Annotated in this window: 15 protein-coding genes; 8 read left to right on the top strand and 7 right to left on the bottom strand. The window is 67.9% G+C overall.

What is annotated here, in order from left to right; genetic code table 11:
* Positions 1-160: 160 nt before the first annotated feature.
* Complete coding sequence (locus ACWCPQ_RS32605) at positions 161-376, bottom strand: biotin/lipoyl-binding carrier protein (protein WP_449906186.1); 216 nt, start codon at positions 374-376, stop codon at positions 161-163.
* Between the two features lie 144 nt (positions 377-520).
* Between ACWCPQ_RS32605 and ACWCPQ_RS32600 the strand changes: the two genes are divergently transcribed.
* The gene (locus tag ACWCPQ_RS32600) at positions 521-595 is read left to right on the top strand and encodes a 50S ribosomal protein bL37 (protein ID WP_022597109.1); all 75 of its coding nucleotides are present in this window, start codon (positions 521-523) and stop codon (positions 593-595) included.
* Between the two features lie 91 nt (positions 596-686).
* Here ACWCPQ_RS32600 and rsrA read toward each other — a convergent pair whose 3' ends face one another.
* Together rsrA and ACWCPQ_RS32590 are read right to left on the bottom strand one after the other, a co-directional pair.
* Positions 687-962 carry a mycothiol system anti-sigma-R factor gene (gene rsrA / locus ACWCPQ_RS32595; protein WP_449906198.1) on the bottom strand — a complete coding sequence of 92 codons (276 nt, stop codon included), beginning with the start codon at positions 960-962 and terminating at the stop codon, positions 687-689.
* A gap of 20 nt (positions 963-982) precedes the next feature.
* Positions 983-1,669 (bottom strand): sigma-70 family RNA polymerase sigma factor, encoded by a 687-nt coding sequence (locus ACWCPQ_RS32590; protein ID WP_449906183.1) that lies wholly within the window; start codon positions 1,667-1,669, stop codon positions 983-985.
* A gap of 286 nt (positions 1,670-1,955) precedes the next feature.
* On the opposite strand from ACWCPQ_RS32590, the gene ACWCPQ_RS32585 reads away from it, so the two are divergent.
* Together ACWCPQ_RS32585 and ACWCPQ_RS32580 are read left to right on the top strand one after the other, a co-directional pair.
* Positions 1,956-2,447 (top strand): aminoacyl-tRNA deacylase, encoded by a 492-nt coding sequence (locus ACWCPQ_RS32585; protein ID WP_449906180.1) that lies wholly within the window; start codon positions 1,956-1,958, stop codon positions 2,445-2,447.
* 123 nt (positions 2,448-2,570) lie between these two features.
* The gene (locus ACWCPQ_RS32580) at positions 2,571-2,873 is read left to right on the top strand and encodes a hypothetical protein (RefSeq protein ID WP_449906177.1); all 303 of its coding nucleotides are present in this window, start codon (positions 2,571-2,573) and stop codon (positions 2,871-2,873) included.
* Positions 2,874-2,924: 51 nt separating this feature from the next.
* Here ACWCPQ_RS32580 and ACWCPQ_RS32575 read toward each other — a convergent pair whose 3' ends face one another.
* The gene (locus ACWCPQ_RS32575) at positions 2,925-3,782 is read right to left on the bottom strand and encodes an SOS response-associated peptidase (protein ID WP_449906174.1); all 858 of its coding nucleotides are present in this window, start codon (positions 3,780-3,782) and stop codon (positions 2,925-2,927) included.
* 181 nt (positions 3,783-3,963) lie between these two features.
* Between ACWCPQ_RS32575 and ACWCPQ_RS32570 the strand changes: the two genes are divergently transcribed.
* From ACWCPQ_RS32570 to rsgA, 3 genes are all read left to right on the top strand, one after another.
* Entirely contained in the window at positions 3,964-5,469 is a 1,506-nt protein-coding gene (locus ACWCPQ_RS32570; protein ID WP_449906172.1) for an aldehyde dehydrogenase family protein, read from the top strand.
* 80 nt (positions 5,470-5,549) lie between these two features.
* Complete coding sequence (aroA, locus tag ACWCPQ_RS32565) at positions 5,550-6,860, top strand: 3-phosphoshikimate 1-carboxyvinyltransferase (RefSeq protein WP_449906195.1); 1,311 nt, start codon at positions 5,550-5,552, stop codon at positions 6,858-6,860.
* Positions 6,857-7,858, top strand: a complete 1,002-nt coding sequence (gene rsgA, locus ACWCPQ_RS32560; protein WP_449906192.1) for a ribosome small subunit-dependent GTPase A — start codon at positions 6,857-6,859, stop codon at positions 7,856-7,858. Before aroA ends, rsgA begins: the two co-directional genes overlap by 4 nt.
* A 40-nt stretch (positions 7,859-7,898) precedes the next feature.
* On the opposite strand, the gene ACWCPQ_RS32555 is transcribed toward rsgA, so the two are convergent.
* The gene (locus ACWCPQ_RS32555; RefSeq protein ID WP_449906169.1) at positions 7,899-8,243 is read right to left on the bottom strand and encodes a TfoX/Sxy family protein; all 345 of its coding nucleotides are present in this window, start codon (positions 8,241-8,243) and stop codon (positions 7,899-7,901) included.
* 113 nt (positions 8,244-8,356) lie between these two features.
* Here ACWCPQ_RS32555 and ACWCPQ_RS32550 point away from each other — a divergent pair, with 113 nt between their 5' ends.
* Positions 8,357-9,331: a hypothetical protein gene (locus ACWCPQ_RS32550; protein WP_449906166.1), complete on the top strand. Its 975-nt coding sequence runs from the start codon at positions 8,357-8,359 to the stop codon at positions 9,329-9,331.
* A 4-nt stretch (positions 9,332-9,335) separates the two neighbouring features.
* Entirely contained in the window at positions 9,336-9,689 is a 354-nt protein-coding gene (locus ACWCPQ_RS32545; RefSeq protein ID WP_449906163.1) for a GntR family transcriptional regulator, read from the top strand.
* 63 nt (positions 9,690-9,752) lie between these two features.
* Here ACWCPQ_RS32545 and ACWCPQ_RS32540 read toward each other — a convergent pair whose 3' ends face one another.
* Together ACWCPQ_RS32540 and ACWCPQ_RS32535 are read right to left on the bottom strand one after the other, a co-directional pair.
* Complete coding sequence (locus ACWCPQ_RS32540; RefSeq protein WP_449906161.1) at positions 9,753-10,661, bottom strand: hypothetical protein; 909 nt, start codon at positions 10,659-10,661, stop codon at positions 9,753-9,755.
* A 43-nt stretch (positions 10,662-10,704) separates the two neighbouring features.
* Positions 10,705-11,394 carry a type VII secretion system-associated protein gene (locus tag ACWCPQ_RS32535; protein WP_449906158.1) on the bottom strand — a complete coding sequence of 230 codons (690 nt, stop codon included), beginning with the start codon at positions 11,392-11,394 and terminating at the stop codon, positions 10,705-10,707.
* Between the last annotated feature and the right edge of the window lie 17 nt (positions 11,395-11,411).

The following is an 11,411-nucleotide window of genomic DNA, read 5'->3' as shown; positions in this document are numbered from 1 at the left end:
CCTGGTCGGGGCCCGCCCCGGTTCTGGAGCGACGGAGCGGGGGAGCGAAGCGGAGGAGCGCAGGAGTGAAGAACCGGGGTCACGAGGGCCCCGACAGCCCCGCCGAAGGCGGGGCCATCAACACAGCCCCGACCCCGCGGCGCCGGAGGCGACGCCAAAATTACTGCACGACGGCGATCAGGTCGCCTTGTTGGAGGACCTGGCCGGGGGTGACGGCGATCGAGGCTACTTCGCCGCCGACCTCGGTGATCACCGGGATCTCCATTTTCATCGATTCGAGCAGCACCAGGGTTTGGTCGACGGCGACCTGCTCGCCGATCTCGACTTCGACGGTGAGCACCGTGGACACCATTTCCGCCCGCACTTCTTCCGCCATGACACCCCGTTCGCTAGGTTCGTTCCGGTCTCGGGGCCGGTGCCCGCTGTACCGCCGTCGGTACAGCCAATCACACGTGGAACAATGGCGGGGATCAACATGTACTCCCCGCAGTCGCGGGATATGTCCCAGGAGGAGCTACCTATGGGTAAGCGTGGCCGCAAGAAGCGCAGCCGTAAGGGAAACGCCGCGAATCACGGCAAACGTCCCAACGCCTGAGCCGACCGGCTGAGGCCCGGCACAGACCATGAACGGCCCGCACTTCATCGAAGTGCGGGCCGTTCGGCGTTCGTGTGCGGGTCGGCTGTGGTCAGGCCCGGCCCGGGTCGGCCGGGAGGTCGCCCGGCCGGAAGGTGATCGATCGGCGGATTTCGACGGTGAGCCGTTCGCGTAGCGATTCGGGGGCCCGGTCACCGCCGCATTTGCGGTGCAGCATGCTTTTGATCTTCTCTTCGATGCCGTAGGCCTCGATACACGGCGCGCAGTGGTCCATATGGTGCTGGAGCCGTTCGCGGGTGTTGTCGTCGCATTCGCCGTCGAGCATGAGCCAGACGTCGGCCAGTACCGCCGTGCAGTCGAGCTCCATATCGGGATCGTGCTCGGTGCTCACTGCTTGACCTCCTGGCGCACCGCCGCGGCGGTATCGGCATCGCCGGGCTCGGATGCGGTGCGGTTGAACCCTCGTTCGCGCGCCACATCGGCGAGCAAACCCTTCAGTTGTTTCCGGCCGCGGTGCAACCGGGACATCACCGTACCTATCGGGGTGCCCATGATGTCGGCGATTTCCTTGTACGGGAACCCTTCGACGTCGGCGTAGTACACGGCCATCCGGAATTCCTCGGGCAGTTGCACGAGGGCGGCCTTGATGTCGTCGTCGGGGAGCGCGTCGAGGGCCTCGACTTCGGCCGAGCGCAGTCCGGTGGAGCTGTGCTCGGCGGTGGCCGCGAGCTGCCAATCGGTGATCTCGTCGGTCGGGTACTGGGCCGGCTGGCGTTGTTTCTTGCGATACGAGTTGATGTAGGTGTTGGTGAGGATCCGGTAGAGCCAGGCCCGCAGGTTGGTGCCTTCTTTGAAGGATTTGAAACCGGCATAGGCCTTGACGTAGGTCTCCTGGACCAGGTCTTCGGCGTCGGCGGGGTTACGCGTCATCCGCAGGGCGGCGCCGTAGAGCTGGTCCAGCATGGGTAGCGCATCCCGCTCGAACCGCTGGATGAGTTCGGCGTCGGTCTCCGGCTGCCCGGCAGGCCGCGCGTCGGCGCCGGTATCGGTCGCCACGTCGTCCTCGCTCGTCACACGTGTCCCTTCGATCGGCTTACCAGCCAAATCTACCGGGAAGGTGTATCGCGGGAAGAACCGCGTGCGCGCCGGAGCCGGATCGTGGTGGACCGGGCGTGGTTCGACGAGAACGGGCACCGTCACTCCTTCACTCTTGCGCGGGTCCGCACCGGCGGAACTCCTGGTCCGCTCGATGCGCTGTTTCTGCCGCGTACAACTCACCGAGGTCGCGAAGTGTTCCCCGACCACGGGAAAGACACCTCACAGGCCGGTCGGCCGCCGGGTGGACGGTAGGGTCCGGCCCATGGCAGCAGCCGCCACTCCGGCGATCCGGGCATTGGTCACCGCCGGTGCCGCGCATACCGTGCACAGCTACGAGCACGACCCGCGAGCGAGCACCTTCGGGGGCGAGGCGGCCGATGTACTGGGTGCCCGGCTCGGCACGGAGGCACGGCAGATCTTCAAGACGCTGATCCTGGAGCTGTCGACCGGTGCCCTGGCGGTCGCGGTACTGCCGGTCCCCGGCACGCTGTCGTTGAAGGCCGCGGCAGCGGCCCTCGGCGTGCCCAAGGCGGCCATGGCCGATCGCACCCGCGCCGAGCGCGGTACCGGCTATGTTCTCGGCGGTATCTCCCCGCTGGGGCAACGTAAGAAGCACGCGACCGTGGTGGACGCGTCGGCGCTGGATTGGGACCGGGTGTTCTGTAGTGCCGGGCGCCGGGGTCTGGAGATCGAACTGGCTCCCGCCGATCTGATCCGGCTGACCGGCGCGGTCACCGCCCCGGTCACCGCCTAGCTGCGCCGAATATCGCCCGAATCGGGCGCCGTGCCGCGCGCCGGGCGGTAATTCACCAGGTCAGGCGGTCTCGTATGCGTTACTTGGTACGACCGATCGTCGACTTCGAGGATGTGATGCGATATGTCCCCGCGCAAGTCCGTGCGTTCTGCGTTCTTCGCTGTATCCGCCGCCGTGGCCCTGAGCGTCGGCCCGGCGCTGCTCGCGGTGCCGTCGGCGGTGGCGGCACCGGGTGAGTTCCCGCTCGACGGCCAGGGCGGCTCCGAGAAGAAGCCGGAGGCCCGCACCGAGGACAACGATCCCGGCAAACGTGCCGAGAACGCCGGCGGCGGAATGGTGTCCGAGGTCATCGATCTGAGTGCCGATCTGCTGAAATGTGGTCTGAGTATCGCGACTCCGGCCATCAAATGCCCGCTGGGCGAATAGGCGTCTCGCGGCGGATACCCGGGGCTTCGGGTCGCCCCGGGCACTGCTGCTTCACAGCAGCGTGATCTGTTCCGCGGTGTCGGTGGCCGGCGCCAGTAGTTCGGGGCCGTTGTTCTTCACGCTGTTCACCAGGGTCGACACCGGGCGGGCCGCGATCTCGGCCACCAGCGCCTCGGTCGGCGGTCCGAGGAGTTCGGCGGGCGCCGGATGGTCGGGGTCGAGCCAGGCTTCCCAGTGTTCGCGGGGCATGGGCAGCGGCATCCGATCGTGGATACGGGTGAGATCGCCTATCGCGTCCGTGGTGAGGATGGTGCACGACAGCAGCGGTTCGGGGTCGTCGAGCGAACGGTCCCGCCAGACCGACCAGAGTCCCGCCATGTACAGCCGCTCACCGTCCGGCCGCGACATGAAGTAGGGGTGTTTGACGACCCTGGGTTTCTTTCCTTTGCCGGGCCCGGCCGGATCCGGCTCGACCAGCCATTCGTACCAGCCGTCCATCGGCACCAGGCAGCGCCGGTATTTGACCGCGTCCCGGAAGGAAGGGAGCGTCGCCGCGCTGTCCGCGCGCGCGTTGAACAGCGGTTTTCCCTTCACCGGGATACCCGGTTCGGCGGCTTTCGTCCAATGCGGGATCAGGCCCCAGCGCATTCGCCGGATCCGGCGGCTCGGGGTGTCGGCGGGGTGTTCGTGGGTATGCCGGTCGACGACGGTGACGATCTGCGTCGTCGGGGCGACGTTGTAGTTCGCCCCCGGTGGCCGGTCGCCGGAAGTGGTCGTGGCATCGGCCGCGTCGTCACCGGCCGGGACCGTGCCGCCACCGCGCGCCCGGGCAGTCTCGGTCTCGTCGATGGCGTCCAGCTCGACCGCGAGCCGTCCGGGATCCGTCGTCGTCGCATACCGTCCGCACATATTCCGATACTCGCACCGAATACCGACAGATCGAGACAATCAGGGGCCGGTCCGCGACAATGATCCCAGTACTTGGTGACGTGTTGAGAGTTATGTCTTAGCATTCTCTCACAGGGACGTGGCGGTCACAGGCTGCCCGTTCACGCGCGCAGCCAGATGCCCTACTTCCAGAGGAGAACCTGTGACAACCACCGAAAACGCTACCGAGAAAGTGTCGGTGCTCACCTCGGTCGATCCGGCCACAGGAGCAACCCTGGCCACATACCCGGTCGCCGACGAGCAGGCGGTCGCCGCGGCTGTCGCGAAGGCGCGGGCCGCCGCTCCCGTCTGGGAAGACCTGGGCTTCGACGGTCGCAAGAAGGCACTGCTGCGCTGGTCCAGCCGGCTGGTGGCCAAATCCGACGAATTCTGCGCGCTCATCCACGCCGAGAACGGCAAACCGCTCGACGACGCCTTCCTGGAACTGATGCTGGCCCTGGAGCACATCGCCTGGGCGGCCAAGCACGCCAAGAAGGTCCTCTCCCCGCAGAAGATTCCGGCGGGCCCGCTGATGGCGAACTTCTCGGCCCGGATCGAGTACCGGCCGCTCGGCGTCATCGGCGTCATCGGCCCGTGGAACTACCCCGTCTACACCCCTAACGGATCGCTGGCCTACGCGCTGGCCGCCGGCAACACCGTCGTGTTCAAGCCGTCGGAGTTCTCCACCGGTATCGGCAATTTCCTCGCCGAGGCATTCTCCGAGGCCAATCCCGAACTGCCCGAGGGCGTATTCGTCGCGATCAACGGGTTCGGTGCCACCGGCGCGGCCCTGGTGAAATCCGGCGTGGACAAGGTCGCCTTCACCGGTTCGGCCGCCACCGGTCGCAAGATCATGGCCTCGGCCGCCGACAACCTCACCCCGGTGCTGCTGGAATGCGGCGGTAAAGACCCCGTGATCGTGGCCGCGGACGCGGATGTGAAGGCCGCCGCCGACGCCATCGCCTGGGGCGCGACCTCGAACAGCGGCCAGACCTGCGCCGGCGTCGAACGCGTGTACGTGGACAAATCGGTCAAGGAGGAGTTCCTCGCCGAGCTGACCCGGATCCTGAAGGATGTGAAACCGGGTTCGGACAAGAACGCCGCATACGGTCCGATGACCATGCCCAGCCAGATCGATATCGTCAAGAAGCATATCGACGCTGCCCTGGCCAGCGGTGGCAAAGCCCTGCTCGGCGGCCCCGAATCGATCAAGGGCCCCTACATCGAACCTGTCGTACTGGTCGACGTGGACGAGGATTCGGCGGCGGTCAAGGAGGAGACCTTCGGCCCGACCGTCACGGTCACCACCGTGGACAGCATCGACGAAGCCGTGGACCTGGCCAACAACACCACGTTCGGTCTCGCCTCGGCGGTGTACTCGAAGAAACAGGGACTCGAGATCGCCCGTCGACTCAAGGTCGGCGCGACCTCGGTGAACTCGGTACTCGGCTTCGCCGCCATCCCGGGCCTGCCCTTCGGCGGCAGCGCCGATTCCGGTATCGGCCGTATCCACGGCGAGCCGGGTATGCGCGAATTCGTCCGGCCGCATTCGATCGCGGTGCAGCGCTTCACGATTCCCGGAATGGCGTTGCAGAGCTACCGCCGCACCCAGGCGAACATGAAGATGCTGCGCCGGATGGTTCCGCTGCTGCACGGCCGGAACAAGTAGTCCGAGCGGCACGGATGCGGACGCGATCGGTGGTGCTCGACGACACACTTACGAGCACCACCGACGCGTATCTCACCTGGATGCGCCAAGATGGTCGAGTGAGTTTCTGGCCAGCGCCCCATGTCGATGCCCCCGTGCACGCGACCGTCACCCTGCCCGGCTCCAAATCGATCACGAACAGAGCGCTGGTCCTGGCGGCGCTCGCCGACGGCCCGTCCACCATCACCGGCGCCCTGCGCAGTCGTGATACCGGCCTGATGATCGCCGCACTGCGCGCGCTCGGCACCCAGATCATCGGAGATGCCGATACGCTCGCCGTCACCCCGGCGCCGCTGCGGAGCGGCCGGGTGGATTGCGGGCTGGCCGGCACGGTGATGCGCTTCGTGCCCCCGGTCGCGACCCTCGCGGCGGGCGATACCGCTTTCGACGGCGATATCGCTGCCCGGGTCCGCCCGCTACGCACCATCCTGGACGCCCTGCGCGGGCTCGGCGCCGATATCGAAGGGGACGCGCTGCCGTTCACCGTGCGTGGCACCGGCGCCCTGCGCGGCGGCGCCATCACCATCGATGCCTCCGGCTCCTCGCAGTTCGTCTCCGGGCTGCTGTTGTCTGCCGCGCGGTTCGAGGAGGGCATCGTCGTGCGCCATTCCGGTAGCGCGCTGCCCTCGATGCCGCATATCGCCATGACCGTCGAAATGCTGCGCCGCGCCGATGTCGCGGTCGAGGCGCCGGCCGATATCCGGAGCGAACAGACCTGGACCGTCGCCCCCGGCCCCATCCGCGCGGTCGACTGGACCGTCGAACCGGACCTTTCCAATGCCACGCCGTTCCTGGCCGCGGCCGCGGTCACCGGCGGACGGGTCAGCATTCCGCACTGGCCGCGGTTGACCACCCAGGCCGGTGATGTGATCCGGGAGATCCTGGTCCGGATGGGCGCCGAGGCCGGTTTCAGCGACGGCGCGCTCACAGTGACCGGCCCGGATCGGCTCGCCGGTATCGATATCGACCTGCACGATGTGGGCGAACTGACCCCCACGGTCGCGGCGCTCGCGGCGCTGGCGGATTCGGAGTCGCGGTTGCGCGGTATCGCCCACCTGCGCGGTCACGAGACCGATCGGCTCGCTGCCCTGTCCACCGAAATCAACCGGCTCGGCGGGCAGGTGACCGAAACCGAGGACGGTCTGGAGATCGTGCCGGCCCCCCTGCACGGCGGCCGCTGGCACTCCTACGCCGATCATCGGATGGCCACGGCCGGTGCGATTCTCGGCCTCGCCGTCCCCGGTATCGAAATCGAGGATATCGGCACCACCGCCAAGACCCTGCCCGATTTCGTCGCACTGTGGGCATCGATGCTCGATCCGCAGACGGCCGGACCGGGAGCGGCTCACTGAGCCGGCGCGGCCGCACCACCGCCTCTTACGACGAATCCGATGTCCGGGTGCGTCCCGGGCGGAGTTCGCGGCCGCGGACCAAGACCCGCCCCGAGCATCGGGACGCGCAGCCGGCCATGGTCGTCTCGGTGGACCGGGGTCGCTGGGGTTGTGTCCTCGACGGTGATCCCCAGCGGCTACTGGTGGCCATGCGGGCCCGGGAGCTGGGGCGCACCCCCATCGTGGTCGGCGATCAGGTCGATGTGGTCGGCGATATCTCCGGGCGGCCCGATACCCTCGCCCGGATCGTCCGGGTCGCCGAGCGCAGCACGGTGCTGCGGCGCACCGCGGACGATACCGATCCGTTCGAGCGGGTGGTGGTCGGCAATGCCGAGAAGTTGTTCATCGTGGTGGCGCTGGCCGATCCACCACCGCGCACCGGTTTCGTGGAGCGGGCGATGGTTGCCGCCTACGCCGGCGGCCTGGAACCGGTGCTCTGTCTCACCAAACACGATCTGGCCGGGGATTCGGAGTTCGCGGCCGCGTTCGAGGATCTGGATCTGACCATCGTGTACGCGGGGATCGACGATCCGCTGGACGTCACCCTGGACCTGCTGACCGGCCATCTCACCTGCTTTCTCGGCCATTCCGGGGTCGGTAAATCCACGCTGGTCAACCGACTGGTTCCCGACGCAGCACGAGCGGTCGGCGAAGTGTCCGGGGTCGGCAAGGGGAAGCACACCTCCACGCAGTCGGTCGCGCTGCCGCTGCCGGACGGCGGCTGGGTCATCGACACTCCGGGCATCCGGTCGTTCGGCCTGGCTCACATCACACCCGACGATGTGATCGCGGCGTTCACCGATCTGGCCGATGCGATCGAGAATTGTCCACGCGGCTGTACCCATCTGGGTCCGCCGGCCGATCCCGAATGCGCCCTCGACGACCTCCCGGACAAGGCACGGCGGGTAGCGGCGATCCGCATGCTGCTGGTCGCGTTGAATTCCAACGACCAGTGGTGAGCGGGCAGGCCGCGGCCGCCGGGTAGCACGGTGTCCGAGGTCAGCGCTTCGGTTTCTTGGGCGGTAGCGATCGAGCGAAACGGACACCGCGCTCCACCCAGGCCGTGAGGTCGGGATCGGCGGTGACCGCCGAACCGGTCACCCGCAGCCAGCCGGCCAGTTCTCGGCCCTGCATCACCATGGGGGTCACCGATACATCGTCGATCAAGGCGTCGGCTGCCGCGGGTTCCATCCGAACCATGAGCCCGCCCTGCCCGCTGACCGCGACTCCCATGTGACCGCCGAACAGGAAGACGAGTCCGCCGAACATTTTCCGCTCGGAAATATCGGCGCCCGGGCCCACCACGTCCCGGACCCGCTCCGCCAGTTCCTCGTCGTATGCCATGGAGTCAGTGTGCGCGCACGGACCGACAGCCCGTCCCGACCGAGTCGGGCGCACCCCCGGAACCCGGTCAATAAAATCACTTGTTATGCTTCAACCATAACAAGGAGGTGCCCTTGACCACCCGCGACTCGCTCCGGCTCTGCCTACTGGCCGGTCTCCCGCCCATCCTGTCCGCCGTGCCCGGCATCGTCGTGCTGACCGCGGCGGCGAACCGGCTGCCCGACCCGCTGGCCACCCATTTCGGCCCCGACGGCGCGGACGGGTTCACCGGTCGCGTACCGGCCGTGTTCGTGTCCGCCGGACTGGGTATCGGCCTGGCTGTCCTTTTCGCCGCGATCGTGATCGTCAGTTCGCGGACGAACAAGCCGGTCCGCAGGCCGGACACGCCGGTGGACCCGATCCGGCTGCTCATCGGAAGCGCTTGGGGGATCAGCGGATTCCTCGGAGTGCTCATGTCGGCGAGCGCGCTCGCGAACCTCGACGCCACGGATCCCGCCCAAGTCACCCTGTCCGGCTGGGCATTCCCGATCGCCGGGGCCGCCGGGCTGCTCTGCGGGGCGGTGGGCTGGATCGTCGCCCCACCGAGCCCGATAACCGGCGCGGCACCGGAATCGGCCGAACCTCTCGCGCTCGGCCGTACAGAACGAGTGAGCTGGTCGCGGCGGACCACATCACCGTGGATGCTGATGACCGGTGCGGTCACGCTGCTCATGGGAGTGGCGGTCGGATTCGTCGTGCACCCCCTGACCGGGGTGATGCTGGCGGTCACCGGCGCGCTGCTCGCACATCTCGCGCTGGTGCGGGTGACCGTGGACCAGCGCGGGCTCACCGTCGGAATCGGGCCGCTGGGCCGGCCGAGGTGGCGATTGCGGCCCGCGGACATCGCGACGGTCGCCGCGGACGACATCTCCCCCGTCCAGTACGGCGGCTACGGGATCCGGCTGATCCCCGGGTCGACGGCCGTGGTGCTGCGCGGCGGCCCGGGGATCGTGGTGACCCGCCGATCCGGCCGCCGGTTCGTGGTCTCGGTGGACGACGCCGAGACCGGTGCGGGCGTACTCGCCGGTGTCGTCGCGCGGGCGGAGTGATCCGGTGCTGATCCGTGTCGATCCGGCGCGGCCCGAACAGCTGGCCGATCAGATCGCGGCCTGCGTGCGGCGGGCGATCTCCGACGGCGAGGCGCCCGCGGGCTCACGCCTGCCCGGGGCCCGCGAACTCGCGGCGTCCCTGGACGTCAGCATCCATACCGTCCTGGCCGGCTACCAACGATTACGCGACGAAGGTCTGATCGAGCTGCGCCGGGGCCGAGGCGCCACCGTCCGTGCCGGAATACCGGACGGGCGCGCCGCGGTGGTCGATCTCGCCCGCCGGCTCGTCGATGCGGCCCGGCGGATAGACCTCGACGAGGCAGAACTCATCGCACTTCTGCGGGCCGCCGCCCGTTGAGCCTCGTCGCGCCGCGGCCCCGATATCGGGCACCCGGATCGTCCGCGCTGAACGGTGCCGGCGTCACGCCCTGGGATCTGCCCACCACTCGCGAGTTCCCGGTTTAGCTCCCGAGCGTGTCCACGCGGGTTGGCCGACATCGACATCGTGCACCTCTATCCCGGTCCGACCCGGTACGACCGAATTCGTGAGCGGGAGGGTTGTCGGGTCGGCGATCGTCGTCGAGACATCACCCGTGGGTGCGTATATTTCGGGACTGCCGAGACTCGTTCGTAAATTCTCGATGTGGCTGTCGGCGGACCTCGGGAAACTCTTGTCGGGCAGTAACACCACCGGCCCCTCGTTGTCCCGTACGGCCCGCGCCAGCTGTTTGTTCGCCGCCTGTACTTTCAGCAACGTTTCGTCGTCCACGGCCACCGTCTCGGTTTTCCGCCAGCCCGTTCTTACCGTCAAGAGCCGTTGACGCCCGGGTGTGCCGACCGGCGCCTGCGCGGTCCCGGTGTCCACCGGCTCGGCCAATGACCGACTGCGTACAAAGGTGTTCTTCTCCGGCGGCCACCGGCGAACCCACGGCGCCCCGTCCAATTCCAGACCGTCGTCGGTAGCGCCCATGTTCCGGGTGCCGCCGGACCTGACCACGCTGTATCCGTGATCCTCACCGTCGTACAGGTACTTCCCGCTCGCCCAGCGCTCTGCGTGGGCGGCGTCTCCGACCGGATAGTCGATGATCAGGACGGGTTTCTTGAATCTCTGCTGCGCCCGCCACGTATTGCTGACCACCTGCGAGGGCCGGAACGTCACCTCACGGGTAGGTACGAAATCGCCGGCCGCGCGGGCCCCGGCACGCTGGAAGCCGTCCGCGATGAACTCATCGGTGGTGCCGAAGTTCCGGTCGGCCGCGCGTACGGTTCCCGCGGTCCCGGAGAGTTTCTCCGCCACCGCACGGGATTGCCCGCCGAAGGTTCTGACCAAGGGATCCACGAGCAACGACTTCAACCTGGAGGCCAACACCGCGTCAATTCGCGATCTGGGATGCGGTACGGCGCAGGGCGTCGACTGTCAGACGACACGGTGCACCACTATCCGGGTTGACAAGGATGTCCGCGCCCGCGGGAACGATGTCGGCGAGGTCGGCGCCCACCACCGGACGCCATCGGTCCGCGTCGATGCCCTGCCGATGTACGGCAGCGGTGGCGATCAGCACGCACGGCTCGCCTTCTGTCGTACCGATCACCGGTCGGCCGGTGTCGTCACATCCGATATGGACGACCGAATTCCGCAGCGTAGTGATGAAATCGACGATCAACTGCCACCGGTTGGCCGTTTGCTGCGGGTCGTCGGCCGCCTGACGCAGGATCGCATCGAGCGGATCGGAGGGCACCGACTCGTCGGCCGGCAGGTAGGCCGGGTTCGGCTCGAAAGGTCCCGAACGGCCGTCGCCATCGATCTGCCAGCCTCCGACGATCGCGTCCGGCGGTGGTTGTTCCGCTGCCTCGGCGGGTTCCCAGCCCGGGGCGGTCAACACCAACCAGCGCGTCGGATGGTGGTCGGGCTGATCCGTCGTCATTTCCTCAACATCTGGTCGATCCGGCGCGCACTCGAAACCGTCGGGGGATACCCGCAACCTCGCGCCGCAGAAAACACTTCGAATTGTCGTTAGCGCGCCTAACAGAATAGGCTCGGCCGTCGATCGCCGCCGGAACACGGCGGGCCACTGTTGGG

The organism is Nocardia sp. NPDC001965 (assembly GCF_053594175.1).
The sequence above is the reverse complement of the archived record's forward strand: the minus strand, read 5'-3'. Positions and strand labels throughout refer to the sequence as shown.